The 26,666-nt window shown below is 68.9% G+C and carries 20 protein-coding genes; 11 read left to right on the top strand and 9 right to left on the bottom strand.

Annotated features, from left to right (window positions below):
* Positions 1-89: 89 nt before the first annotated feature.
* Together ACFU6I_RS39220 and ACFU6I_RS39215 are read right to left on the bottom strand one after the other, a co-directional pair.
* Positions 90-1,541 (bottom strand): hypothetical protein, encoded by a 1,452-nt coding sequence (locus ACFU6I_RS39220; protein ID WP_384376386.1) that lies wholly within the window; start codon positions 1,539-1,541, stop codon positions 90-92.
* Positions 1,542-1,697: 156 nt separating this feature from the next.
* Entirely contained in the window at positions 1,698-1,895 is a 198-nt protein-coding gene (locus ACFU6I_RS39215) for a hypothetical protein (protein ID WP_384376383.1), read from the bottom strand.
* A 160-nt stretch (positions 1,896-2,055) separates the two neighbouring features.
* Here ACFU6I_RS39215 and ACFU6I_RS39210 point away from each other — a divergent pair, with 160 nt between their 5' ends.
* Positions 2,056-3,030: a carbohydrate kinase family protein gene (locus tag ACFU6I_RS39210; protein ID WP_384376381.1), complete on the top strand. Its 975-nt coding sequence runs from the start codon at positions 2,056-2,058 to the stop codon at positions 3,028-3,030.
* Positions 3,031-3,040: 10 nt separating this feature from the next.
* Here ACFU6I_RS39210 and ACFU6I_RS39205 read toward each other — a convergent pair whose 3' ends face one another.
* Positions 3,041-4,423, bottom strand: a complete 1,383-nt coding sequence (locus tag ACFU6I_RS39205; RefSeq protein WP_384376379.1) for a cysteine desulfurase/sulfurtransferase TusA family protein — start codon at positions 4,421-4,423, stop codon at positions 3,041-3,043.
* Between the two features lie 269 nt (positions 4,424-4,692).
* Between ACFU6I_RS39205 and coxB the strand changes: the two genes are divergently transcribed.
* From coxB to ACFU6I_RS39190, 3 genes are read left to right on the top strand one after another with little or no spacing between them, the layout of a single operon-like run.
* Positions 4,693-5,655, top strand: a complete 963-nt coding sequence (gene coxB / locus ACFU6I_RS39200) for a cytochrome c oxidase subunit II (RefSeq protein WP_384376376.1) — start codon at positions 4,693-4,695, stop codon at positions 5,653-5,655.
* Entirely contained in the window at positions 5,652-7,391 is a 1,740-nt protein-coding gene (gene ctaD, locus ACFU6I_RS39195; protein WP_384376373.1) for a cytochrome c oxidase subunit I, read from the top strand. The genes coxB and ctaD overlap by 4 nt, the downstream gene beginning before the upstream one ends.
* Before the next feature lie 6 nt (positions 7,392-7,397).
* The gene (locus ACFU6I_RS39190) at positions 7,398-7,760 is read left to right on the top strand and encodes a hypothetical protein (protein WP_384376370.1); all 363 of its coding nucleotides are present in this window, start codon (positions 7,398-7,400) and stop codon (positions 7,758-7,760) included.
* A 523-nt stretch (positions 7,761-8,283) separates the two neighbouring features.
* Here the strand turns inward: ACFU6I_RS39190 and ACFU6I_RS39185 are convergent.
* Positions 8,284-8,964 carry a TetR/AcrR family transcriptional regulator gene (locus ACFU6I_RS39185; protein WP_384376367.1) on the bottom strand — a complete coding sequence of 227 codons (681 nt, stop codon included), beginning with the start codon at positions 8,962-8,964 and terminating at the stop codon, positions 8,284-8,286.
* A gap of 97 nt (positions 8,965-9,061) precedes the next feature.
* On the opposite strand from ACFU6I_RS39185, the gene ACFU6I_RS39180 reads away from it, so the two are divergent.
* Positions 9,062-9,625: an NADPH-dependent FMN reductase gene (locus ACFU6I_RS39180; protein WP_384376364.1), complete on the top strand. Its 564-nt coding sequence runs from the start codon at positions 9,062-9,064 to the stop codon at positions 9,623-9,625.
* Positions 9,626-10,328: 703 nt separating this feature from the next.
* On the opposite strand, the gene ACFU6I_RS39175 is transcribed toward ACFU6I_RS39180, so the two are convergent.
* On the bottom strand, positions 10,329-11,240 hold the full coding sequence (locus ACFU6I_RS39175; RefSeq protein ID WP_384376389.1) for an aminoglycoside phosphotransferase family protein: 912 nt from the start codon (positions 11,238-11,240) through the stop codon (positions 10,329-10,331).
* Positions 11,241-11,796: 556 nt separating this feature from the next.
* Positions 11,797-13,209, bottom strand: coding sequence for a dihydrolipoyl dehydrogenase (gene lpdA, locus ACFU6I_RS39170; protein WP_384376361.1), 1,413 nt, complete (start codon positions 13,207-13,209; stop codon positions 11,797-11,799).
* Between the two features lie 594 nt (positions 13,210-13,803).
* Between lpdA and ACFU6I_RS39165 the strand changes: the two genes are divergently transcribed.
* The 4 genes from ACFU6I_RS39165 (at position 13,804) to ACFU6I_RS39150 (ending at position 20,226) form a co-directional block, all read left to right on the top strand.
* Positions 13,804-14,985, top strand: coding sequence for a hypothetical protein (locus ACFU6I_RS39165; protein WP_384376358.1), 1,182 nt, complete (start codon positions 13,804-13,806; stop codon positions 14,983-14,985).
* A gap of 150 nt (positions 14,986-15,135) precedes the next feature.
* Positions 15,136-17,853: a M4 family metallopeptidase gene (locus ACFU6I_RS39160; protein ID WP_384376355.1), complete on the top strand. Its 2,718-nt coding sequence runs from the start codon at positions 15,136-15,138 to the stop codon at positions 17,851-17,853.
* 128 nt (positions 17,854-17,981) lie between these two features.
* Positions 17,982-18,461, top strand: a complete 480-nt coding sequence (locus tag ACFU6I_RS39155) for a MarR family winged helix-turn-helix transcriptional regulator (protein ID WP_384376352.1) — start codon at positions 17,982-17,984, stop codon at positions 18,459-18,461.
* Between the two features lie 172 nt (positions 18,462-18,633).
* A complete protein-coding gene (locus tag ACFU6I_RS39150) occupies positions 18,634-20,226 on the top strand; it encodes a DHA2 family efflux MFS transporter permease subunit (protein ID WP_384376349.1) in 1,593 nt (530 codons plus the stop codon).
* Positions 20,227-20,327: 101 nt separating this feature from the next.
* On the opposite strand, the gene ACFU6I_RS39145 is transcribed toward ACFU6I_RS39150, so the two are convergent.
* Genes ACFU6I_RS39145 through ACFU6I_RS39135 form a run of 3 tightly spaced genes read right to left on the bottom strand, consistent with a single transcriptional unit; the run spans position 20,328 to position 23,155 of the window.
* Positions 20,328-21,554: a cytochrome P450 gene (locus tag ACFU6I_RS39145; RefSeq protein ID WP_384376346.1), complete on the bottom strand. Its 1,227-nt coding sequence runs from the start codon at positions 21,552-21,554 to the stop codon at positions 20,328-20,330.
* 12 nt (positions 21,555-21,566) lie between these two features.
* Positions 21,567-22,949, bottom strand: a complete 1,383-nt coding sequence (locus ACFU6I_RS39140; protein ID WP_384376344.1) for an NAD(P)/FAD-dependent oxidoreductase — start codon at positions 22,947-22,949, stop codon at positions 21,567-21,569.
* On the bottom strand, positions 22,946-23,155 hold the full coding sequence (locus tag ACFU6I_RS39135) for a ferredoxin (RefSeq protein ID WP_345520321.1): 210 nt from the start codon (positions 23,153-23,155) through the stop codon (positions 22,946-22,948). The genes ACFU6I_RS39140 and ACFU6I_RS39135 overlap by 4 nt, the downstream gene beginning before the upstream one ends.
* Before the next feature lie 761 nt (positions 23,156-23,916).
* On the opposite strand from ACFU6I_RS39135, the gene tkt reads away from it, so the two are divergent.
* Positions 23,917-26,100: a transketolase gene (gene tkt / locus ACFU6I_RS39130; protein ID WP_384376341.1), complete on the top strand. Its 2,184-nt coding sequence runs from the start codon at positions 23,917-23,919 to the stop codon at positions 26,098-26,100.
* Positions 26,101-26,217: 117 nt separating this feature from the next.
* Positions 26,218-26,666 (top strand): helix-turn-helix domain-containing protein (locus ACFU6I_RS39125; protein ID WP_384376338.1); only part of this gene is annotated, 449 nt, incomplete at its 3' end.

Raw genomic sequence — 26,666 nt, 5'->3', positions numbered from 1 at the left:
ACGAGGACGACCCTCCGCCTCGCGATCGCACGCACCGGACGCCGCCGGGCCCACCCTTCGGGCGGACGGCGGGACTTCCGACACACGCCCTAGCCGCGCGGCACCGTGCCGCCCGCCGCGTCGAGCACCTTCCGGTCACCCAGCGGGGCGTCCAGCGTCACCGTCCGCGTCAGCTCCTTGGCGATCATGATGCAGACCTTCTTCGGGTCCGGGGTCGACTCGGTGATCGTCACCCGCACCGCGTCCCCGGTCTCGGTCGCGCTCGCCGCGTACGTACTGCACACACCGCCCCAGAACGTCACCTTCAGCGTCCGGCCGTCCGCGGTGTACGAGGTCAGCTGGTGCGTGGACCGTGACGCGTCCCCCGCGCCCGAATCCGACCCCGGGTGCTTCGAAGAAGGCTTCGCCAGCGAGTCCGGGTCCACTGCGACCTGCGCCACCGTGTCGCCCGTCCCGCCCGCCGCCGGACGCACCGAGAAGAGCCATGACGGTACGAGTGTCTGCTCCCCGTCCACGTACCGCATCGCAAGGCCGAAGACCGCCTTGTCGACCGTCACGGTCGTCGTCCCACGCTCCGCTCCGGTCCGTGTCCCGCAGCTGACAGCCGGCGACTTCGGTTCGCCCTTCTCCAGTGGTACGGGGGTGGCGCACCCGCCGATGTGGCTCCGTGAGGCGTTCGCGCGGCCGGCCTTGTTCAGCTGCTTCAGCGCATCGTCCGCGCTGATCACCGGGTACTCCGCACCTTTTTCCAGGCTCTTCAACTGACCGCTGCCGCCGACCACCTGACCGTCGGATCCCACCTGGATCCCGGTTGCCCAGCCGTACGTGGGCAGCCCGCCCACCACCGGATTCGCGTTCACCACCCGTACCGAGCCCATGAGCTGGGACGCGTCGAGGACGGCATCGTCCTGGCCCGCCGCCTTCAGCACCGGCACGGCGGCGGCCTTGGCGGCGTTCTCGCTCACCGGCGATCCCGTGCCGCCCGGTGCCACATCCTTGTTCGCACACACCGTCGTGCTCCGGCAGTTGTCGGTTCCGCCGGAGCCGAAGCGTGCGAAGGACCAGGTGCCCGGCGCCTGCTTGTTCACCCGCAGGACCGGACCCGAGCCGTCCCCGTCGGACCCCACCTTCCATGCCGTGCCCTCGGTCCGCGGAGTGCCCTCCAGGCCCAGAACCTTCGCCAGCCGGGTCACCTCGGCGGCGGAGACGGTGCCCTTCGCCCGGTGGACGGCGGCCTTGGCCGGGCCGTCGGGCAGCTTGCCGGACGCGCGGTAGACCACGCCGTCGCCGCTGGGGTCGGGCTCGCCCGGGGCGATACCCTCCGGGGGTGCCGTCGGGCTCGACGCGCCCTCGTCGAGCGCAAGCAGGGGAGGCGGGCGGTCACTGCTGCCCGCCCGGCTGCCGCTGCCGCCGTCCGCGGCAGCCCAGTACGCACTGCCGCCCCCGGCGAGCAGCACCGCTGCCGCCACCGAGGCCACAGCCAGCGGCGACCGCCGCCGTCGGGGGGCAGTCACGTCGTTGTCGGGTCGCTCGGTGCTCACCGGATCGCTCCTTCGGCTGCGTTGCCGTCACCATGACCGTCGCACGGTCATCGCCTGTCCCGCGAGTGCGGACAACGGTGGGACGGAGCAGGAGGGCACCCGGTTCCCCGAGGGTGCCGGAAGCGAGCGGTTGTGGCTGTCAGTCGCCGTATGCCGTCAGTCGCCGTATTCGGACATCGCGTCGATCAGCCGTGCGGACGCGTCCGGAACGGTGACGCCATGAATCAGGGACGGCGCGACAGGGGTGGGCGCGGCCTTGGCGGGTACGACCCAGTGCGGAGCCATCCGTGCGCAGTCACCGCGCAGCTCGGCCAGGCTGATCTCGGACTCGCTCGGGGTGATGTTGTTCGGCATATCCGCACCGTAGGCACCGCAGACCTCAGGATAAAAGACCTACTATCGGGTAGTTTTTCCCCCTTCAGGGCGAGTGCGGCGAACGGGTAGCGTGAACTGTCACGCCGTCCCGGGAACGCAGTCACCCGTTCCCCCCGACCTCCGCAGGAGCAGTCTCCCCGTGCGTATCGCAGTCACCGGCTCCATCGCCACCGATCACCTCATGACCTTCCCCGGCCGTTTCGCCGACCAGCTGGTCGCCGATCAGCTGCACACGGTCTCGCTCTCCTTCCTGGTCGACAACCTCGATGTGCGCCGGGGCGGTGTCGCCGCCAACATCTGCTTCGGCATGGGCATGCTCGGTACCGATCCGATCCTGGTCGGCGCCGCGGGCTCCGACTTCGACGAGTACCGCGCCTGGCTCGACCGGCACGGCGTCGACACCGGCTCGGTGCGGATCTCCGAGGTTCTGCACACCGCCCGTTTCGTCTGCACGACGGACGCCGACCACAACCAGATCGGCTCCTTCTACACGGGCGCGATGAGCGAGGCCCGGCTGATCGAGCTGAAGGCGGTCGCCGACCGTGTCGGCGGTCTCGACCTCGTCTCGATCGGTGCCGACGACCCGGAGGCGATGCTCCGCCACACCGAGGAGTGCCGTTCCCGGGGCATCGCGTTCGCCGCCGACTTCTCGCAGCAGATCGCGCGGATGGACGGCGACGAGATCCGGATCCTCCTCGACGGCGCCACGTACCTCTTCTCCAACGAGTACGAGAAGGGGCTCATCGAGTCCAAGACCGGCTGGACCGACGAGGAGATCCTCGGCAGGGTCGGCCATCGCGTCACCACGCTCGGGGCCCGTGGCGTCCGGATCGAGCAGGCCGGCCAGGAGACCATCGAGGTCGGCTGCCCGGAGGAGGAGACGAAGGCGGACCCGACCGGCGTCGGTGACGCCTTCCGCGCCGGTTTCCTCTCCGGCCTCGCCTGGGGCGTCAGCCTGGAGCGCGCCGCGCAGGTCGGCTGCATGCTCGCCACGCTGGTCATCGAGACGGTCGGCACCCAGGAGTACACCCTGCGCCGCACCCACTTCATGGACCGCTTCACCAAGGCGTACGGTCACGACGCCGCCGCCGAGGTCCGCACCCACCTGCGCTGATCCGGGAACGCTACGACAGCCGGCGGACCACATAGGCGGAGCCCCGGTCCGCCGGCTCCTCACCCACGTACTCCTGCCCCCGCATCTCGCACCACGCCGGGATGTCCAGCCGTGCGGCCCCGTCGTCCGAGAGCACGGTCACCGTCCCGCCCACCGGTACCTCCCCGATCACCTTGGCGAGCTCGATCACCGGGATCGGGCAGCGTCTCCCCAGCGCATCGACCACCAGGGACGCGGTCGTCGCGGGGGAGGGGGCGGGCGGGACGGGCGCACCCAGCCGCTCCCGTACCCCCGCCACCACCCCCGGCAGCACCCCGAGGAAGCGGTCGACGTCCTCCTCCGTGGTGCCGGCCGGCAGGGACACCCGGACGTTGCCCTCCGACAGCACTCCCATCGCCTTCAGTACATGGCTCGGTGTGAGCGTGCTGCTCGTGCAGGACGAACCGGACGAGACAGAAAAACCCTCCCGATCCAGTTCATGGAGGAGTGTCTCCCCGTCGACATAGAGACAGGAGAAGGTCACCAGGTGCGGCAGCCGCCGCACCGGATCGCCGACCACCTCCACATCCGGCACGACCGAGCCCACCGTGGCTCGAATCCGGTCCACCAGCGCCCGCAGCCGTACGGACTCCACCGCCGCCTCGGCCCGGACGGCCCGCAACGACGCCGCCGCCGCCACGACGGCCGGGATGTTCTCGAAGCCGGCGGCCCGACCCGACTCCCGTTCGTCCGCCGCGCCTTGGGGTGCGAACCGGACCCCCTTGCGTACGGCGAGCAGCCCCACCCCCGAGGGCCCGCCCCACTTGTGGGCACTGGCCGCCAGCAGCGACCAGCCGCCCGGCACCGGACCCCAGCCCAGCGACTGGGCGGCGTCCACCAGCAGCGGCACGCCCGCCGCCCGGCAGGCCTCTGCGACCTCGGCCACCGGCTGCTCCGTACCGACCTCGTGGTTGGCGGACTGCAGGCAGGCCAGTGCGGTGTCCTCGCGCAGGGCCTCCCCGTACGCCGCCGCGCTCACCGTCCCCGCCCGGTCCACCGGCACCTCGGCGAACGTCCCGCCCTGAGCCTCATGGGCGGCGGCCGAGTGGAGCACCGACGAATGTTCGACCGCCGAGAGCACCAGATGGCGGCCGACACGCCGACGCCCGGCGAGGGCCCCGGAAATTCCTGAGTGCACCGCCCGGGTTCCCGACGAGGTGAAGGTCAGCTCGTCCGGGCGGCACCCCACCGCCTCCGCGGCCGCCTCCCGGGCCGCGTCCAGCAGCAGCCGGGCACGCCGCCCCTCCCGGTAGAGGCGGGCCGGGTCGGACCAGCCCTCGTCCAGTGCGGCCAGCAGCGCCTGGCGGGCCACGGGGTGCAGGGGTGCGGAGGATGCGGCATCGAAGTAGGGCACATGTCCACGCTAGCTCGCACCCGCCGCCGCCTCGGGACGGGCCGCTCACGCAGTCAGGAGAGGGCCCGTCAGATGACGGCCGGAGGCCCGGATTCCACCCCTTCGGGGTGTCGGGCGGCGCGTTGGGCACCCTCCCCGCGCGACCCCAAATAGCGTCCAGTAGGGTTTGGTCCGCATAAACATCCAAACCCCTGCCCGCGTCAGGGCGGCGACCGACCAGACAGACGGCCGCGCCGAACGCGCGGGCGAGACTCTCGGGAAGGCGCTACGTGAGTCCCAACGGCTCCGACCGCTCGTCGCGGCGCCCGATGCGGCGGAAGCTGCCGCAGGTGCTGACTGCGGGCCTGATCCTGGCGACCGCCACCGGTTGCACATACAAGGACTTTCCCCGCCTTGGTATGCCCACGCCGGTAACGGAAGAGGCACCACGGATCCTTTCCCTCTGGCAGGGCTCGTGGGCGGCAGCGCTCGCCACGGGTGTGCTGGTCTGGGGCCTGATCCTGTGGAGTGTCATCTTCCACCGGCGCAGCCGCACCAAGGTCGAGGTACCTCCGCAGACCCGGTACAACATGCCCATCGAGGCGCTGTACACCGTGGTCCCTCTCATCATCGTCTCGGTGTTGTTCTACTTCACCGCGCGCGATGAATCGAAGCTCCTCTCGCTCTCCCCGAAGCCCGCCCACACCATCAACGTGGTCGGCTTCCAGTGGAGCTGGGGCTTCAACTACATCGAGAACGTGGACGGCTCGACCGCCACGGGCAGAGAGATCCCCAAGGAGCTCGACGCCATCCCCGACCGGTTCCGGAAGGACTTCCCCGAGGGTGCGGAAGGCGTCTACGACGTCGGCATCCCGGGCACCCGGAACCCGCAGACCGGCAACCCGGGTCCGACCCTGTGGCTGCCGAAGGGCGAGAAGGTCCGCTTCGTTCTGACTTCGCGTGACGTCATCCACTCCTTCTGGGTGGTGCCGTTCCTCATGAAGCAGGACGTCATTCCGGGCCACACCAACTCCTTCGAGGTGACTCCCAACCAGGAGGGCACCTTCTTGGGCAAGTGCGCCGAGCTCTGCGGCGTCGACCACTCCCGGATGCTCTTCAACGTCAAGGTCGTCTCCCCGGAGCGCTACCAGGCGCACCTCAAGGAGCTGGCCAAGAAGGGCCAGACGGGCTACGTGCCGGCCGGTATCGAGCAGACGAACCCGGCCAGGAATGCGGAGACGAACAAACTGTGAGCATCCTCAACGAATCTCAGGGTGCCGCGGCAGCAGACGACTCGTACGAGGACGAGCTGCCGGTCCGGCTGAAGCAGCCGGGAAACGTCGTCGTCAAGTGGTTGACCACCACTGACCACAAGACGATCGGCACGATGTACCTGGTCACGTCGTTCGTGTTCTTCTGCATCGGTGGTCTGCTCGCGCTCTTCATGCGCGCCGAGCTGGCCCGCCCCGGTACGCAGATCATGTCGAACGAGCAGTTCAACCAGGCGTTCACGATGCACGGCACGATCATGCTGCTGATGTTCGCGACGCCGCTGTTCGCCGGGTTCGCGAACTGGATCATGCCGCTGCAGATCGGCGCGCCCGACGTGGCGTTCCCGCGGCTGAACATGTTCGCGTACTGGCTGTACCTCTTCGGCTCGATCATCGCGGTGGCCGGCTTCCTCACCCCGCAGGGTGCGGCCGACTTCGGCTGGTTCGCCTACTCCCCGCTCTCGGACGCCGTCCGTTCGCCGGGTGTCGGCGCCGACATGTGGATCATGGGTCTGGCCTTCTCCGGCTTCGGCACGATCCTCGGTTCGGTCAACTTCATCACCACGATCATCTGCATGCGCGCACCCGGCATGACGATGTTCCGGATGCCGATCTTCGTGTGGAACGTCCTGCTGACCGGTGTGCTGGTCCTGCTGGCCTTCCCGGTGCTCGCCGCCGCGCTCTTCGCGCTGGAGGCGGACCGCAAGTTCGGTGCGCACGTGTTCGACGCGGCCAATGGCGGCGCGCTGCTCTGGCAACACCTCTTCTGGTTCTTCGGCCATCCAGAGGTGTACATCATCGCGCTGCCGTTCTTCGGCATCGTTTCCGAAATCATTCCCGTATTCAGCCGCAAACCGATTTTCGGATATGTCGGTCTGATCTCCGCGACCATCGCCATCGCCGGCCTGTCGATCACCGTGTGGGCGCACCACATGTACGTCACCGGCGGCGTGCTGTTGCCGTTCTTCTCGTTCATGACGTTCCTGATCGCCGTGCCGACCGGGGTGAAGTTCTTCAACTGGATCGGCACGATGTGGGGCGCTTCGATTTCCTTCGAGACTCCGATGCTCTGGTCCATCGGTTTTCTGGTGACGTTCCTCTTCGGTGGCCTGACCGGCGTCATCCTGGCCTCGCCGCCGTTGGACTTCCACGTCTCGGACTCGTACTTCGTCGTCGCGCACTTCCACTACGTGGTGTTCGGCACCGTGGTCTTCGCGATGTTCGCCGGATTCCACTTCTGGTGGCCGAAGTTCACCGGCAAGATGCTGGACGAGCGACTCGGCAAGATCACGTTCTGGACGCTGTTCGTGGGGTTCCACGGCACGTTCCTGGTGCAGCACTGGCTCGGTGCCGAGGGCATGCCGCGTCGTTACGCGGACTACCTCGCCGCCGACGGGTTCACCGCGCTGAACACGGTCTCGACGATCTCCTCGTTCCTGCTCGGACTGTCGATGCTGCCGTTCCTCTACAACGTGTGGAAGACCGCCAAGTACGGCAAGCCGGTCGAGGTCGACGACCCGTGGGGCTACGGCCGTTCGCTGGAGTGGGCGACCTCCTGCCCGCCCCCGCGGCACAACTTCCTCGCATTGCCGCGGATCCGCTCCGAATCACCGGCATTCGACCTCCATCACCCGGAGATCAGCTCCATCGAGGAGATCGAAAGACATCCGGCCGCGTCGGCGGCGGCGGCGGCGGCGCCGGGGGACGAACGGGAGTGAGGACACGTGCCGGAGGACAGCGTGTTCATCGGGGCTGACATGGAGGACGACGGCCCGCTCGCCGGGCTCGACGACTACCTTCTGTCGAGTGCGGAGGACGAGGAGGCGCGCCGCCGGGCCACCCGGTTCGCGGAGCGGCTTCCCTGGCTGACGGCTGCCCAGCGGGCCGACATCGAACGCGCTTTCGCTGCCGACTGGACGGCCACTTCGCGGGCGATCGACGCCCGGGTCTCCGCTCGGTCGGCCGAACTCGTCATCGAGTACGCCACCCGCTACCGATTTCTGAGAACGCGCTGCCTCTTGGCCGCCACAGCCTGCATCGGCATGGTGACCTGCGTCTTCGGCGTTGCCCTGCTCGTCGCCCGCTGACGTCCTGGCGAAGTCCGGAGGGATCAGCCGCATCGTCAGGTCGGTCGCGGGTGCACAACGAGGTCGTGCGCACCCGCCCCGGCCCGGCAGAGGTGCGGTACCGGCCCTGGTGGCACAGCCGAAGCTCCGGGGACGGGCCCGACAGCTTGTGTCAAAACCCGTCTACCCCGAGCCGGAGCGCCGCCGCGACCTCATCCGACTTTGGCTGAGCACTGATCAGGACCGGCAGGCACCGTCCTGAAGGAGCGCAGGCAAGGGTTCCGGCATGCACACCGTCTGCAAGGACCTTCCCGACTCGGGTGAAATCGGCGCCTCGGGCCTTCGAGGAAACACGCCCTTCCCCCAGACCGACCGCCATGAAGGACACCTCGGGGACCGAGTTCCGTCCTGGGCCCACGACTTGGTCGCCTTCCTGTCGTGGTGACAGACGGCGTGGACACGCCTCACCATCGTTTCCGCTCAGGATCCGGACGCCGCCACTGCCACGACTGAGTTCAGCCGCCCAACCGCTGAGCCGGAGGACTCAGCGGGGCGGCTCGGTACAGGTGGCGCGGGAGACCAGGTCGATCCAGCCGGCTTCCAGCCGCTCCAGGGGCATCCCGCACTGCTTCGTCAGATGGTGGATCAAGGCAGGGTCGAGATATCCCATCAGCGCCTGGGCGAGCAGGTCGCAGTCGGCATCCGGCACAATCTGCCGCAGCAGAATCGTGACGTGCGTGACGAGCGCCCGCAGCGAGGGATGAGCGAGCCGACGGGCCGCTTCCGGTTGCGCTGCCAGTTGTAGGTCCAGTTGCTCGACCGACTGGCGCATGGCCGCCACGCCGAACGCCCGCAGCCGCTCGACGGGCGGCGCCCCAGGGCCAAGCGGCGGCGGCCCGCCGAGGAAATCGGCCTGCAGTTTCTTCGCGGAGTGGTCCAGCAGCGCCATCAGCAGGCCGGTGCGGTCACCGAAGCGGCGGAAGACGGTCCCCTTGCCCACAGATGCCGCCTCGGCCACCGCTTCCATCGTGACCCCGGCCGCACCATGTTCCGCGACCAGCCGGCCGGCCGCCTCCAACAGCCGGGCGCGGTTGCGCGCGGCGTCGGCGCGCAGGCACGGTTCGTCCGCACCGGAGCCGACTTCGAGCAATTGCGGCTGGTCTACGGGCTCCTGGTGCTTCGGGAAGGGCGGCAGGGCGCTGGACATGAAGACAGCGTAAAGCATCGGGAAGGAACTGGACCACGGTCCGGTTAGTCTGGTAGGAATCTAAACGGACCTCGGTCCGGATCCTGACCGTAATGTTTCAGACCTTGGAGTTCCTATGTCTGTTCGTATCCTTGCGCTCGTCGGCAGCCTTCGCGCCGGTTCGCACAACCGCCAGCTCGCCGAGGCGGCCGTCAAGCTCGCTCCCCAGGGCGCCGAGGTCGAGCTGTTCGAGGGGCTCGCCGACATCCCCTTCTACAACGAGGACATCGACATCGAGGGCAGCGTCCCGGCCGCCGCGGCCAAGCTGCGCGCGGTCGCACAGAACGCCGACGCGTTCCTGCTCTTCTCCCCCGAGTACAACGGCACCATCCCGGCCGTCCTGAAGAACGCCATCGACTGGCTGTCGCGCCCGTACGGCGCCGGCGCCTTCGGCGGCAAGCCCGTCGCCGTGGTCGGCACCGCCTTCGGCCAGTACGGCGGCGTGTGGGCGCAGGACGAGGCCCGCAAGGCCGTGGGCATCGCCGGCGGCAACGTGATCGAGGACGTCAAGCTCTCCATCCCGGGCTCGGTGACGCGTTTCGCCGAGACGCACCCCGTCGACGACGCCGAGGTCGCCGCACAGCTGACCGAGGTCGTCGCCCGGCTGCGTGGCCACGCGAGCGAGGCCGTGGCCGCCTGATCCCCGCCGCGCACCCCGAAGGGGCCCGAGCTGCCACAGCTCGGGCCCCTTTGCGTGTCGGAGGTCCACCTGCTCCGGATCACGTCTACCCTCCAGAACCCACCCTCCTGAGGCCACAGCCGCCCGCGACGGCCCGCGCAGCCACTCCAGCGCCGCCGCGACCGCCGGGCGGCGTTGGCCACTGGCCCGGGTGCGTTTTACGACTCCGCGTTACCCGGTTGTGGTCGCGGAGTGCGGTGCAGTTCACTCAACGTGATCGGCGCGGAGCGGCGGGACACCCCCCGCCGACCGCGTGCTCCTGGTGAGCCCGGGGGGCCGGCAACGGAGGTCTTCGGCCGGCCGCTCGGTTGCGACGTCGACCTGCCGGTGGGCGCAGGGCACGTGGCAGTCCCGGACGGCTGGAACAACCCGGACCACAGCAACGGCCTCGGCCTCGGTCTCGGCCTCGACATCCTTCTCCGACCTGCGCTCGGCTGCGATTGTGAAGACCGCGCATCGGGTCGCGGACAAGGAGACGGCGCGTCCGGCCGGACCTGGACACTGGAATCTGCCGGCCGGGACGCGTACGAGGCGGGCGCCGCGCGTGGATGCCTGGGGACGGACGTTCCACACGTTGCGAGGACGGCGGACCGGTGAGAGACCACAGGTCAGGGCGCTTCGCCCGACGTGCCGTGATGAGCCCCAGTGCGTGCGCACCGCCCGGTCAATGATTGGCCGGCCCTTGACGGTCAGGGCGCTCGGAAGCGAGGACCTCACGAATGACATGACGGGCGTTGGCGGAAATGATCGGGTTTGTATTGCGGTAGTACGGGAGTTGGATGACGGCCATGGACAGGGCCCAACCGCGGCCGCGCATCCACGTGGCGTCGTCGACGTCCACGGCGTCCCGGAACACGTCCCTGGCCGAGGACGGCAGCAGGTTCCACGCGGGGATCAGATCGCAGGCGGGGTCACCCACCCCGACAGTGGCGAAATCAATTACCGCGGTGAGCCTGCCTCGGGCGACGAGCAGATTGCTCGGCATGAGGTCGGAATGCACCCACCGGGGTGCTGCACTCCATGACGGCGCGGCGAGCGCGTCCTGCCAGGCGGCCACGGCAGCGTCGGCGTCGAAGAGTTCGTCGCAGTGGCGCAGTTCCTCGATCGCGGCGCGCGTCCCGGCATCGACGGTCGCCAGAGGACCCCCGCGGTAGGCGCTGGGACCGCCTTCGACGTGGGTGTTCCGCATGGCCCTGATGAACTCGGCCAGATCGCATGCCAGGAGCTCGGGCTCGACGAGGTGGTCCTCGACCGGGTTCTCACCTTCGATCCACCGGTGTACCGACCAGGCCCACGGATATCCCTCGGCGGGTTCTCCCGTGGCGACCACGGTCGGAACAGTGACGGGCAGCGCGGGCGCGAGCGTGGGCAGCCACCGTTGCTCCCGCTCCAGATCCTCGGCGCCTCCCTCCCTGAGGGGAAGCCGGACGGACAGCGCGTCACCGAGCCGATAGACCGCATTGACGGTACCCCCGGAGGCGAGCCGCTCGACCGGCAGATCCGCCCACTGCGGAAACCGCCCACTGACCAGCCTCCTGACGAGGTCTGCATCGGTGTCCGTCTCATCGGCATGCATCTTGACCATCCGGCAAAGAAATCGCCCAGGTGCTCCAACCGTCAAATGATTTCGCCCTCGCGACGCGCGTCGCCGGGCGCTGGGCCATGCCCACCCCTTCGCCTCACCCCCGCGATCTCCACCTGCACGGGTCATGGACCGATCCGCCGGTCGGTCGGTCCGAATGACGGGCGTGACGATCTACGGCACCACTCCCGACTCGTGGCGCGGCCGCCGCGCTCGCTGACGGTTGCCTAGTTCGTATCGGCCACCGTCGGACCCGAGGCAGGTCCGGTATCCGGGGCGGACAGACCTCCTCCTCTCTGCTCAGCAGTTCATCGACATCAACCGAGACAAGGCGCAAAGCCCATGAGGTGGGGCTCTGCTGCTGCCCGGACGCGGGCTGTATCTCCGCCCGGCCGGCAGCGGTGCTTCGCGCCATGTGCGCCAGATGCCGTCATACGTTCCACCGCATCGAACGCTGCGGGAGCCAGGTGTGTCAGGGGCGGCTTCATGGTCTGCCCCGGCCCCCCGGGGCCGGGGCAGGCGGAGTCCGGGGGCACCGTGAGGCGCACGGTCACATGTTGATCATGTGGCCGGCGAGCCCGTGTACGGCCTCCTTGACCGCCTCACCGAGTGTCGGGTGGGCGTGGACATTGCGAGCCACCTCATGGACCGTCAGATCCCACTGCTGGGCCAAGGTGAGCTCGGGCAGCAGTTCGGTGACGTCCGGGCCGACGAGGTGGCCGCCGATGATCTCGCCGTACTTCGCGTCGCTGATCAGCTTCACGAAGCCCGTCGTGTCGCCCAGGCCGTGCGCCTTGCCGTTCGCGGTGAAGGGGAACTTGGCCACCTTGACGTCGAAGCCCTTCTCGCGTGCTTGCGCCTCGGTCCAGCCGAAGCTCGCAATCTGCGGCTGGCAGTAGGTGGCGCGCGGGATCATCGGGTAGTCGAGCTCCATGGTTTCGGCTCCCGCGATGGTCTCGGCCGCCACCACACCCATCGCCTCGGCGGCGTGCGCGAGCATCAGCTTCGCGGTGACGTCGCCGATCGCGTAGATGTGGGGAACGGATGTGCGGCAGCGGCCGTCGACATCGATCGCGCCGCGCTCGGTGATGCGTACGCCCGTGCTCTCCAGACCGTAGTCGGTGACGTTCGGTGTGAAGCCGATCGCCTGCAGAACCTTGTCGGCCTCCAGAACCTGCTGCGCGCCGTCCTTGCCGGTGACCGTGACGCGGACCTGCGGGCCGGACTCGTCGATCGAATCGACACGCGTGGAGGTGAGCACGTCGATGCCCAACTTCCTGTACTGCCGCGCCAGTTCCGCAGAGACCTCCGCGTCCTCCAGCGGCGCCATCCGGTCCAGGAACTCAACGACGGTGACCTTCACGCCGTAGTTGTGCAGGACATACGCGAATTCGACGCCGATGGCGCCGGCGCCCGCGATCAGGATGGACTGCGGCAGGTCCTCGGCAAGGATCTGCTCTTCGTACGTCACCACGCGAGAGGTGCGGCGGGTCCCGGGCAGCAGCTTCGGAGTCGCTCCGGCGGCGATGATGCAGTGGTCGAAGGTGATCGTCCGGGTCGAGCCGTCGAATTGGGCCACGTCGAGCGTGTGCGAGTCCACAAACGTGCCACGGCCGCTGATCTCCGTGATCCCGTTCTTCTTCATCAGGTAGTGGACGCCCTTGACCCGGCCGTCCGCGACACGACGACTGCGCCGGAACGCCTCGCCGTAGTCGAAGGACACCTTCCCTTCGACCTTGATACCGAAGGTCTTCGCCTCGCGCGTGACGATGTGCGCCAGTTCGGCGTTGCGCAGCAGGGCCTTGGTGGGGATGCAACCGACGTTCAGACAGACGCCGCCCCAGTATTTGGCCTCGATGACGGCGACGCGCTTGCCCAGCTGGGCAGCGCGAATGGCGGCGACATATCCGCCTGGGCCCGCTCCGAGTACGACGACGTCGAAGCGCTCACCCTGCTCATCCATGGAAATTTCCTTTCTGACGGGATCGGCCCGGCCTCCGTTGAGAGCCGACTCATCCTGGTCGAACAGCCTGTGAGCCCGGCTCGGCGGCTGTGGTTTCCGACACCCGTCCGCGGCAGGAATCACCCGGAAGGCAATGCGGGCGATCGCTCGGCCGGTCACCTCGTCGACCGCCTTCCGTCTCCAGCAGCATCCTCCATCAGCCCCCAGGGCGCGCTCCGGCCTGCACGCCGCTCGCCCGAGCTGACCTCTTCGGCCCTTCCCTCGGTCGGCTTCCGAAGCTTCCGCGGCAGGGTCACGGTTGTCCGTATCCGGCTTCGGCTCAGGTGCTGCCCCGTGGCTGATCGCGACGAGTCCGCGGCGCACGACGGCCCCTGCCCACGCCATCGCCCTGGCTCGGCAGGTTCTGCGTACACCGACACGGCCGGCCCGCGGCACGTGGTGCTGTCCTGCACCACCGGCCCGCAGCCGACCGCTCCGAATGGCCTCGTATCGCGCACGGAGTCAGCCGGATAGTGTGATCACCGGGCGGCGGCGGTAGGACGACAAGGGGGCGGGGTCAGTGGCCGAAGGTGCGGCAGGGACCGGGGCACTTCGGTGTCGCTGCGTGTGTCCGTTGCGGGCGTCCGGTGTCTCCCGGCGCCACTGCGTCGAAGGACGGCACTGAGCGCCGACGGCCCTCGCCCGTCGGACGGCACCCCCGTCGCGCCGGATGCGGCAGAGGCCTCCCTGCTCACGTTCCTCGGTCTGGAGCCGTTGGAGGACGCCGTGTACCGGCTCCTCGTCGACCGGCCCGACAGTGAACCCGCCGCGCTCGCCGGCGAGTCGACCGGGTGTGTCGAGGAGGTCGCGCGCGCCCTCGACGTCCTGGTGGAACGGGGTCTCGCCAGCACCCAACCCGTCGGCGACGCCGTCCTCCGGTACCGTGCCTCCTCCCCCGTGCTCTCTCTCGGGCCGCTGCTGGAATCCCGGCGGGCGGCCTTGCACCGCGTCGAGTCGCTCGTGACAACCCTTGCCGAACGTCACCGTTCCGCCCAGGCCCATGCCTCGGGAGCGCCCATCGAGGTGCTGTCGGGGGCGGCTGCGATCCGGCGCAGGCTCCTGCTGATGCAGGATCAGGCCACCATCGAGGTATGCAGCATGATTCCGCTGCACGATTACCACGCGGTGATCACCTTCGAGGACAACCACGACGAGATCGAGCACATACTGATGCGGCGCGGGATCGCCATCCGGGGCGTCATCGATCGCAACTGGCTCGAACGCCCCAAAACAGCGGCGACCATAGCCACCTATGCAGCCCAGGGCCAGTACATCTCCGTCGTCGACAAACTGCCCATCAAGCTGATCATCGTCGACCGGCGGATCGCCCTGCTGCCGCTCGCCCCCGGCCACGAGGGCACCGACCCGGTCGCACTGGTCGTGCACGGTACCGGACTGCTCACCGCGCTCAGTTCGCTCTTCGAAGCGTATTTCGCGAGGGGCTGGCGCCTGCTTCCCGCCGACACGGATCCCGGAGCCGGGCACACCGACGGACCCGAACTCGACGCCGTGGACCGCCAGATCGTCTCCCTGTTGTACGTGGGACTGACCGACGCGGCCATCGCCCGTCAGCTCGGCATGGGGCACCGTACCGTCCAGCGCCGCTTGCAGTCCCTCATGGTCAAGGTGGGGGCAGCCACACGTTTCCAGCTCGGCTGGCATGCGGCAAGCAGCGGCTGGCTGGACGAGACGGACTCGCAAATCCCTCCCAACCGGAGTGAAAACAAAGCCATGTGAGGCGTATTTACGCCGCGGCGTGTTCACGCCAGAGACATCTCTTGTACGCGCCACCGACCGTGCCCAAACATCTAGGCACCGCCGCGTGGGGCTCCCGCACCTCACGCAATTGAGCGATTTCACCCATCAGCGCGATAGGGGAGGATTCACGTGTTCCCGACACGTCAAAGAGGGCTCCGCCATGTCCTGGCCGCCGCAGTGGTCGTCGCGGCCACCGGCTCGACGCTGCTCACGTCACCGGCCTGGGCCGACGAGGAAGCACCGCCGGCCACCACCGTGACCGGCGACCGGGTGCCCGTCGCGCCTGCCATGACTCAGCGTCTCGACGACACCGTCCGTGAGGGCACTCCGGCCCAAGCCGCACGGGCGCACCTGAAGGCCCACGAGGGCACCTACAAGGTTCCGGTCACGGACCTCCAGACCCTGAGCACCAGCAAGGACGGCAAGCAGTCGTCCGTCCGCTTCCAGCAGAAGCACAACGGGGTGCCGGTCTTCGGTGCCGAATACGCCGTGCAGACCGAGGCGGCCGACGGCGGTCAGAGCGTCACCTCCACCACGGGCACCCTGTACACGGACCTGTCGGTCTCCACCACGCCGAGCGTGTCCGAGGCCGCCGCCGAGAAGCGGGTGTTCTCCCTCGACCGGAATCTGTCGCGGGTCAAGGGCGCCAGGACCGAGGGCCACGGCCTGATCGTCCTGCCGGACGCCCGAGGCGGCAAACTTGCCTGGCACTTCACCGTCACGGGCGGCACGGCCGACGGCAGCCCGGTGCGCCAGGAGGTGTACGTCGACGCGAACATCGGCGGCATCGCCCTCTCTTACAACAACATCGACGCCGCGGACGCCACGCCGGCCAAGGGCACGGGCGTGCGCATGGACGGCTCCGAGGCGGAGCTGGACATCAACAAGGAGACGGGCGGGTCGTACACGCTCGTCGACTCCACCCGGGACATGTACGCGCGGACCGGCGGCCAGATACGGACCTACGACGCCCAGCGCAAGAGCTACACGCTCGTGGCGGGCGGCCCGGTCACCGAGGACGTTCCCTTGGCGACCTCCGCGAGCGACCGGTTCGACGCCGCCAACACGTCGTCCGGCGCCGTCGACGCGCACCTGAATGCCTCGAAGGTCTACGAATATCTCAAGGACAAGCTCGGCCGTGACGGCGTCGACGGCAAGGGCGGCACGATTTACTCCGTCGTCAACGTGGCGAGCAACGGCAAGGACTACGCCAACGCCTTCTGGGACGGCTCCAAGATGGTCTACGGCCACATGAACGGCGTGCCGCTGTCCGTCGGCCTGGACGTGGTCGGGCACGAGATGACCCACGGTGTCACCGAGCACACCGCCGGCCTCGTCTACCTGAACCAGTCGGGCGCGCTCAACGAGGCGATCTCCGACTACTTCGGCAACGCCATGGAAACCGCCGACAAGGGCATCGCGATGAGCGACCCGACGTCCGGCCTCATCGGCGAGTACCTCTGCAACGGCACCAAGCCGCTGGAGGAGTGTGCGCTGCGCGACCTCAACGACGGCCGCAACGCGCAGAAGGACTACATGCCCATCACGCTCGACGTCGACAACGGCGGTGTGCACTACAACTCCACCATCGTGGGTGGCGCGCTGTGGGACATCCGCAAGAACATCGACGCGAACCTCGCCGACCGGATCATTTACCGGGCGAGCCAGAACTACCTCACCCCGCTGTCCGGCTACACCGACATGCGCAATGCGGTCACCCTGGCCGCGAAGTCCCTGAAGGTCTCCGCCGCCGACCTCGACACCATCGGCCGGGCCTTCGACGGCCACGGCATCGAGGAGGGATGGGAGCAGAAGGCCGGCACCCATGACGGCACCACCATCGGCGCCGACGTGCTGCCTGCGTACGAGGTGTACAACGGCGTCGACGAGCAGGCCGCGCAGATCAGCGGCGACGTCTACGCCATCGGCCACGGCGACGCGATCGCCTGGGACCAGGGCGGCGCCGCCTTCGGCATCACGGTTGGCCGGTTCAGCAAGCCGAACGGCGACTCCGCGCACGAGCTGGCCCAGCGGGACGCCTACCTGCTCGACCCGTCCCTCGACAGCGACCGCGTCGTCTTCACCCGGATCACCGCCGACGGCGTCGGCATCTACCAGGCCGGCGACAAGGGCCAGGGCGAGATCAAGAAGCTGGTCGACACCCCGGACGCCGACGAGACCGAGCCGGTCACCGAGAACGGCGCCCTCGCCTACATCAGCACCACGCCGGACGGCGAGCAGGATGTCATGCTCCGCAAGGCCGACGGCACGACGGTCAACGTGACGCCCGAGGCCGGAACCCAGGCCTCCCACCTGGCCATGAAGAACGGCACCATCGCGTGGGCCGGCGGTGACGGCACGTACCTCCACATCTACGACATCGCCACCGGCACCACGCAGAAGAAGCGGATCGGCGGCTTCCTGTTCAACTACATCTCGGACATCCAGCTCACCTCGGACCGCGTCTTCTACCGCGTGACGAGCGGCTTCCTGATCCCGAGCACCACCCTGGGCTCGACGCCGGTCAACGACGTGAACCAGATGGCGAACCTGCGCTACCCGTCGAGCCTCTACGTCGCCCAGTTCTCCGTGAACGACAACTACCTGGCGTACTCGACGTACAGCCTCTGGGGCGCCCTCGGCTCCTGGGACGGTCCCACCAAGGTGAAGGTCGCCAAGACCTCCGACGTGCTGGCCGGTCTGAACAACTTCAGCCGCGTCTCCTGCTCCTCCGGCTCACAGCTGGCCCCGTCGCTCGGTGACGGACAGCGAATCGCCTGGCTGGACACCACGGCCGCAGCGACGGACGTGGTGACGCGCGAGACGTTCGCGGGCACCTGCGAGTAACGACGGCCAACTCGCCGGAGGCGGTCACCGGATCTTCCGGTGACCGCCTCTTCGCGTACGGAACGACTCAGCTGTCGGACCAGATACCTCCTTTGACATACCTATGACACCAGACCTAATATTGCCGCATGCCCGATTCCCGCACGCCCGCTCAGGACATCGACCGCGTAGCCTCCGCGCTCGCGGCGTGCCTGCCTGCGCTGAATCGGTCCCTCGATCGCCGGGTCGCCCGGGATTTCCCGACACCCAAGCCACCTGAGGGTCAGCTCGCGCTGCTGCGGTTCGTCTCGCAGCAGGAGGGCGCCACGGTGCGCGAAGCTGCCGATGCCCTTCTGATGCGGCCGAACAACGTCAGCGCCCTGGTCTCCCAGCTCACCGAGAAAGGGCTGCTGGAGCGCCGGCGGGACGCCGGCGACATGCGCATCGCGCATCTGTATCCCACGTCGATGGCTCGACGGGAGCTGGCCGAAGTCCGGCGTCTCGAGGGTGAGCACATCTCCCGCGCCCTGCAGTCCCTCACCGACGGTGAGATGGACGCCCTGGGTTCGGCAGTGGGCGCGCTGAATTCGCTGGCACGACACCTGCATCCCGCGCCCGCGCCCGAATAGATCCCGCAGTCCCCCGCCCGGGACGCGACCCACCGCGCGCACGGCTGTCCCTGTGCCCGCGGAGCCTTCCCCTGCCCGGAGACGGAACGCTCCGGGCGCCCGCGGCGGCCGGAGCGCAGCGCGTTCTCCCCTTCCCTGCTCCGGCACCACTCTCGACAGACAAGGCACTTCCATGCCGTCCACCACCATGGATCACTCTTCCCAGCCCGCTCACTCCCCGCCCCAGGCGGTGAGTGAGCGGGGGCGTCGCTCCAGCCCCTGGCTCACTCTCCTGGCAGTCGCCTTCGGCCTCTTCATGGTCCAGCTCGACGCTTCCGTGGTCGCCATCGCCAACCCGGAGATCGGCCGCGCGCTCGAGGCGTCCACCGCGGACCTCCAGTGGGTCACCAACGCCTACCTGCTGGCCCTGGCGGCTTCCCTGATCCTGGGCGGCAAGCTCGGCGACCGCTTCGGCCGGCGCACGTACTACATGGTGGGTGTCGTCGGATTCACTCTCGCCTCGGTCGCCATCGGTCTGTCCGGCTCCATCGACGGCGTCATCGTCTTCCGGGCGGCGCAGGGCTTCTTCGGGGGTCTGCTGATGCCCAACACCCTGGGCCTGCTGCGCGCCGTCTTTCCCCCGCGTAAGTTCGGGATGGCCGTGGGCATTTGGGCCATGGTCTCAGCCGTCTCCACAGCGCTCGGTCCCATCGTCGGCGGTCTGCTGGTCGAGAACGTCAGCTGGGAGTCCGTCTTCTACGTCAACGCCCCCATCGGCGTGATCGCGATCCTCGTCAGCGCGGCCGTGCTGCCGCAGAGCAAGAACTCCGGCGCCGGCCATCGCTTCGACGTCCCCGGCGTCATCCTTCTCGCACTGGGCCTGCTGTGCATGGTCTTCGGCGTTGTCAAGGGCGAGACCTGGGGCTGGACCTCCGCCGGCACCCTGGGCGTCGTCGCAGTCGGCGTGCTGATCCTGGTGGGCTTCGGCTGGTACGAAACCCGCGTCGAGCACCCGCTGCTTCCGATGCGCCTGTTCCGCATCCGGGCGCTGACCGTCGGCACGATCGTCACCGCGCTCAACTTCTTCGTGATGCTCGGTGTGATCTTCTTCGTGATGCTCTACCTCCAGAACGTGCGCGGCTTCTCGCCCGTGGAGGCCGGAGTGCGAACGCTGCCTCTCAGCCTTGCCTCGTTGGTGGCGTCCCCTCTGGGGGCAGCGCTGACAGGCCGCTTCGGCTCCCGGCTCTCCATGCCGCTGGGCATGGTGCTCCAGGCCGTCGCGGCCTTCTCCATGCTGACCTGGGACACCAACTCGTCGTACGCCACGATGTGGCCGCCGTTCATCGCGCTCGGCCTGGGCGTCGGCACGGTCCTGTCCGCCTCCTCGGACGCCGTCGTCGGTCAGGCCCCCGTCAAGGAAGGCGGCGTGGCGGGCGGCCTCCAGGCCACCGCTCTGCAGATCGGCGGCGCGCTGGGCACCTCGGTGCTGGTCTCGCTCATCAGCAGCCGGGTCGGCGCCACGCTCGTCGGCGAGCTGACCGACGCCGGGGTTCCCTCGGCCGTCGCGGGCGGGCTGGCAGATGCCAAGGACGGGGTGGCCATGGGCATCGCCCCGGTTTCCGGTTCCATGTCCGACCAGTTGAAGTCGGCTGTGGTGGAGGGCAGCAGTCAGGCGTTCATGAACGGTCTGCACACCGCCGCTGCCGTCACCGGCGTCCTCTGCCTGCTGGGCGCCGTCCTGGCGTCGCTGGGGCTGCGCGGCACCTCCCGGCCCACGCAGGGCTGAGACCCGGCACTTCGTCAGAAGCACGCGGAAAGGTGCCCGCCGAAGCGGTGGGCACCTTTGGGGGTCCGCACATCGGTGGCCGGCCGGGCACGAGCGCAGGCCTACGCTCCCACGGCGCGCTCGATCAGGAGATGGCGGGGACCTCTCAGCACCGGGCTGCGCCGGTACGGAGGCGGGTCCTCGACCAGACGGGGGTCCACGAGGTGGCGGAGGAGCGCGTCGAGCGCGATCTGCGCCTCGACACGGGCGAGCGGGGCGCCGAAGCAGTTGTGAATGCCGCTGCCGAAGCCGAAGTGCTGATTGTCCTCGCGCATCGGGTCGAAGCGGTCGGGGTCATGGAATCTCAGGGGGTCCCGGTTACCGGAAGCCAGCACGAGGATCAGGGGTGCGCCCTTGGGGACGGTGACGCCCGCGACGTCGATATCGGTGAGCGGTGAGCGCTGTGGCAGAAAGTGAACGGGGGGCTCGTAACGCAGCAGTTCCTCCACCGCCCTCGGAAGGAGTTCGGGCGCGGCGCGCAGCTGCTCCAGGATGTCGGGGTGGCGCAGCACTGTGAGCATGCCGTTGGTGATCAGGTTGACGGTCGTCTCGTGACCGGCGATGAGCAGCAGTACCGCTGTGGCCATCAGTTCCGGATGTGTGAGGCGCCCTTCGGGTCCTTCGTCATTGGCAAGGGAGGAGAGCATGTCCCCGGTCGGGTGGCCGCGTCGCTCTTCGGCGAGTCCGCCCAGATAGTGCGCCATCGCCATCCGTGCCTCCTGAGCCGACCGCCGACGCTGCTCCGGGTCCGCCCCGGGCGTGGGGTCGAAACCGGCGATGATCGCGTTCGTCCAGGTGCGGACACGGGGCACGTCCTCCCGGGGAACGCCCAGGAGCCGGCAGATCACGGTGACGGGGAGCGGGTAGGCGAAATCGTCCACGAGGTCGATCCGGTCCTTGTTGTGGAACGCGTGGATCAGTTCCTCGGCGATCCGGGTGATGTCGCCGTGCAGGGCGTCGATCCGTCCCGGGGAGTGCGGCGGGCCGAAGGGGCGCATGGCCAGGCGGCGGAGCCGGTCGTGTTCGGGGTCGTCGACACCGATGAAGGACGGCGGCAGCTCGTCCGACCTGGCCAGAGCCGCGTCCGGGTCCGGCTCCTTTCGGTTACGGAGGTCCGAGCTGATCCGTGGGTCATGAAGCAGAGCGGCGATCTCATGGTAGGTGCCCACCAGGTAGCTGCCGTTGTCCTGCCGCACCACCCCGCTCTCGCGCAGCTCCGCGTAGAGCGGATACGGGTCGGCGCGGTTCGCGTAATCGGTGATGCGCTCAAAGAGGGTGTCCGGGGGCATGCGTGGGGCTCCTCATCGACAGTGGGCGGCGGTCGGGGACGGTTCGTGCCGTACCAGAGTCAGGTGCCTGTCCGGCAGATGACCGGTGAGAGCCACAGTCGGGCCGTGCGAGAGCAACTGTGGGGACGGCACGTCGGAGGGGACGGGATCGAACGACCCGGGCCGGTCGGCGGCACCGGGTGCGGGAGGAAACGGAGCCGCCGTCTCGATGAGGTACTGGTAGTGCTCCAGCCACTTGGCGCGGTTCACGCTGACCGCCGCGGTGACGCGTCCCCGGTAGCCGTAGACGGCGACGAAGCGCCCCTCGCGCAGCGAGCCCTGGGCGATGACCACGTGGTCGGAGAAGGTCGGTACGCCCACGGACTTGATGTTCAGGCCGAACTGGCTGGACCAGAAGGCGGGCACGGTCAGGTGGGGGCGCCTGCGCGGCCCCGGGCTGATCATGTTGTGGGCCGCCACCTCGGCCTGCGCGACCGCATTGCCCCAGTGTTCGAGGGACAGCATCTGGTACTCGAAGAGCGGGTGCGGAAAGCGTGCCACGTCTCCAGCGACGAAGACATCGTCGGTGACGATCCCGTACATGTCGAAGGCTCGGCACCCCGCGTCGCATGCGACGCCGCGGGGGCCGGCGGCCAGACCTGATCCGTCAAGCCATTCGGTGTTGCGGACGGCGCCCAGCGCGACCACGGCGACATCGGCGTCGATCCGGCCGCCGTCGGAGAATTCGGCGCCGGTGAGCCGGCCGTTGCGGCCCTTCAGCGCGGTGACGGTCACGCCGCAGCGCAGGTCGACGCCGTGCGCGCGCTGCAGCGCCCCGGCATAGGTGCCGAGTGTCCCGCCCAGCGCGCCGACGAGGGGCGAAGGTCCGCGTTCGGCGACCGTTACGTCGAGACCGAGCTCCCGGCAGGCGGAGGCGATCTCAGAACCGATGAATCCGGCGCCGATCACCAGCACCCGGCGCGGTCCGGCGGCGAGGCGTTCGGCGAGGCGGGCCGCATCGTCGTTCGTACGCAGGGTGAGTACGCCGTCCAGGCGGGCTTCGTCGGCGTTCGGCCAGGGTCGGGCCCGGGTTCCGGTGGCGATCAGCAGGCGGTCGTAGGCGAGCTGTTCGCCGTCGGCGAGGATCACCCGCTTCTCGATCGGATCGACCCCGACGGCACGTGCGCCGAGCTTCCACCGGGCGTCCACCGCATTGCGGCTCGGCAGCGCGACGTCCTGCGCGTGCACCCGCCCGAGCAGCACCTGCTTGGACAGCGGTGGTCTGTCGTACGGGGGGTGCGGCTCCTCCCCGACCAGGGTCAGGGATCCGGCGAAGCCTTCCTCGCGCAGCGTCTCGGCGGCGCGCAGACCGGCCAACGACGCGCCGACGACGACGATCCGGCCATCGCCGATCACGAGGCGCCGAGGCCGGCCGGCTCACCGACCAGGATGGCCTGTACCGGACAGGCAGCCTCCGCGCGTCGGACGCGCTCACGCTGATCGTCGGGCACGCTCGGCCTGAACATCAAGGACTCCTCGCCATGCAGTTCGAACACCTGGGGGGCGAGAAACACACATTGCGCGTAACCCTGGCACCGATTGAGGTCGACAACGATCTGCATTCCGGTCCACTCCTCCGTGCCACCGTTATCCCTGTCCTATTACCTGCCGGAGTGCGACGCCAACGGTGCTGAGCCATGCGGGTGCACGCCGGCCGAAGGAGCAGGGAAGGCAGTGGCTGCAGCAGACCGTGCGCCGGGAAAGCACCGGTCCGATGCGCCCACGGCGCGCGATGACACTGCCTCCCCGCAAGCCTCCCGTCGGCCGGCGCCCCGGTGCCCGAGCGATTCGCCGGCCCAGCCCATCGGTTCGCCGGCCTTCCGTCGGGAGCCCTCCGTCAACGGCATGTCGCGGCATTCAGTCACGGCGACGCCTGTTGATAATGACGCGTCACGGCAGAGCGGCGATGGGAGCCCGATGCTGGGCCGACGACTGCGCATCGGACTGCTGGTGCCCCTGCTCGGAGCAGTGAGCGCATGCGGCCGTACCGGCGAGCACAGCGAGGACGCTTCAGTCCGCGCCAGAGGGCGAGGGCTCGAGTGGCTCCTGCCGCCCGGGGCACGCGGACGGCCCTGGGCGCCGCCGAGGCTCACCGGAATTCAAGCCTGCGGGCGCAGCGCATCGGTCGACCGGCGTCGAAGGCCGGCTGCCCCTCCCTCTCGTCCGGGGCCATCAGAAATCCCACCGCTCGACGACCGTCTCCGGTGAAAGCACCGAGCGGGGCCTTCCCCCACCCGTACGCGCGGATACGCAGGCCGGCGCTGTGGCGCTGGGCAAATCGAGGCACCGAAGAGGTCGTCGAAGCAACCAGAAAGGCAATGCCATGGACGAGCAACAGGCAGCCACCGGAATGATTGCGGGTCGTGATGCGAAGCTCGCACTTCCGGTCGCGGACAGGGTGGGCTGGGGTCCGCTGGATGTACGGGCGGTGGACACCGTGCGCGTTCTGGCCGCTGACGCGGTCCAGAAGGTGGGAAACGGTCATCCGGGAACCGCGATGAGCCTGGCCCCGCTGGCCTATCTGCTGTTCCAGCAGGTGATGCGCCACGACCCCGCCGATGACCAATGGCTGGGACGCGATCGATTCGTGCTCTCCTGCGGTCACTCGAGTCTCACTCTGTACATCCAGTTGTACCTCAGCGGGTACGGACTGGAGCTGCAGGATCTCAAGCAGCTCCGCACCTGGGGCTCCGCAACGCCGGGGCATCCGGAATACCGCCACAGCCGGGGTGTGGAGGTCACCACCGGTCCCCTGGGACAAGGGCTGGCCGCCGCGGTGGGGATGGCACTGGCGGCACGGCGCGAGCGCGGGCTGCTGGATCCCGACGCCCCGCCGGGTGAGAGCCCATTCGACCATCACGTGTACGTCGTCGCCTCGGACGGCGACCTCATGGAAGGAGTCACATCGGAGGCGAGTTCGCTCGCCGGTCACCAGGAACTGGGCAACCTGGTCGTGCTCTACGACTCCAACCACATCTCGATCGAGGACGACACAGAGATCTCGTTCAGCGAGGATGTCGCGGCGCGCTACTCCGCGTACGGATGGCAGGTGCAGACTGTCGACTTCACGCACACGGGCTCCTACGTCGAGGACGTCGACGCCCTCGCTGCGGCGATCACGGCCGCCAAGCAGGACACTTCGCGGCCGTCCATGATCGTGCTGCGTACGGTCATCGGCTGGCCCGCCCCCACGAAGCAGAACACCGGCAAGGCCCATGGCTCAGCACTCGGTGACCAGGAAGTCGCCGCCACCAAGGCCTTGCTGGGCTTCGACCCGGGTCGGAGCTTCGTCGTGGAGGACGAAGTCCTGGCCCACGTCAGGAAGGTGCGGGAGCGGGGCGCTGCTGCGCGTCGCCAGTGGGAGAGCGGGTATGAGAAGTGGCGCGCCGCCCAGCCTGACCGGGCCGCGCTGCTCGACCGGTTGCGCGACCGGCGTCTGCCCGATGGCTGGGCCGGCACGTTGCCGACTTTCCCCGCCGACCCTGCCGGAATGGCCACGCGCAAGGCATCCGGCGAGGTGCTGACGGCGCTGGCGCCCGTCCTGCCCGAACTGTGGGGTGGATCCGCCGATCTTGCGGGGAGCAACAACACCACGATGAAGGGGGAACCCTCCTTCATCCCGGTCGCCAAGCAGACGGCCGAGTGGAAGGGCAATGCCTACGGGCGGACGTTGCACTTCGGCATCCGTGAGCACGCCATGGCCGCAATCCTCAACGGCATCGCGCTGCAGAGTCTGACACGTCCCTACGGCGGCACATTCCTCGTCTTCAGCGACTACATGCGTCCGGCTGTCCGTCTGGCAGCGCTCATGCGGCTCCCGGTCACCTACGTCTGGACGCACGACTCCATCGGGTTGGGCGAGGACGGGCCCACCCACCAGCCCGTCGAGCACCTGGCCGCGCTACGGGCGATCCCTGGCCTCGACGTCGTACGGCCGGCTGATGCGAACGAGACCACTGTCTGCTGGCGCACCATCATCGAGCATCAGGACAGGCCGGCCGGTCTCGTGCTCACCCGGCAGCCGCTGCCCGTCCTGGAACGGGGCACCGACACGCATGCCCCGGCCGAGGAAGCGGCCCGCGGCGCGTACGTCCTCGTGGACCGTGCCGACGGGCGGCCCGACGTCGTCCTCGTCGCGACCGGCTCGGAAGTGCACATCGCCCTGCAGGCGCGTGATCTGCTGGCCGCCGAAGGGTACGAGGCACGCGTGGTGTCCATGCCGTGCCGGGAATGGTTCCGTGCTCAGCCCGTTGCCTATCAGAACGCGGTACTGCCGCCCGCTGTCCGCGCCCGGGTGAGCGTCGAGGCGGCCGTCGGTCAGGGCTGGCGCAACATCGTGGGCGACGCGGGCCGCATCGTCAGTCTGGAGCACTTCGGCGCCTCCGCCGACTATCGGCGCCTCTACCAGGAGTTCGACATCACGCCACAAGCGGTGGTTGCGGCAGCCCTCAGCAGCATCCGTGCGGCCTCCGGCACGGTGAACCCCGGTGGAGAGCGGCACGCCTAGGTGTTCTGTCCACGGAGGTTGGTGACAGGGTTCACGGCTGATTGGTCTTGAAATGGGTGAGGGCCTTCTGGCCTGGTGTGGATTGCGACATCTGCACCGGCGACCAGAAAGGCCCTCGTGCCCCACCGTAATGCACCCCTGACCGAGACCGGACGGCTGCGTCTGGCCCGCTGCGTGGTCGAGGACGGCTGGCCCCTGCGCAGGGCCGCCGAACGCTTCCAGGTCTCGCCGACCACGGCCAAGCGGTGGGCCGACCGCTACCGCGAGCTGGGCGAGGCGGGCATGAGTGACCGCTCCAGCCGCCCGCACCACAGCCCGCGCCGGACCCCGACCCGCACCGAGCGCAGGATCATCAAGGTCCGCGTCCTGCGCCGCTGGGGACCGGCCCGCATCGCCTACCTCCTGGGCCTGAACCCGGCAACCGTCCACCGGGTCCTGACCCGCTACCACCTGGCCCGCCTGACCCACCTCGACCGTGCCACCGGCCGCGTCATACGCCGCTACGAACGCGACCGGCCCGGCGAACTCGTCCACGTCGACATCAAAAAGCTCGGCAACATCCCCGA

It is taken from the genome of Streptomyces sp. NPDC057486, assembly GCF_042802415.1.
GTDB classification, from domain to species: domain Bacteria; phylum Actinomycetota; class Actinomycetes; order Streptomycetales; family Streptomycetaceae; genus Streptomyces; species Streptomyces yanii.
Note: the sequence above shows the minus strand (reverse complement) of the source record. Positions and strands in the feature narration are given on the sequence as shown.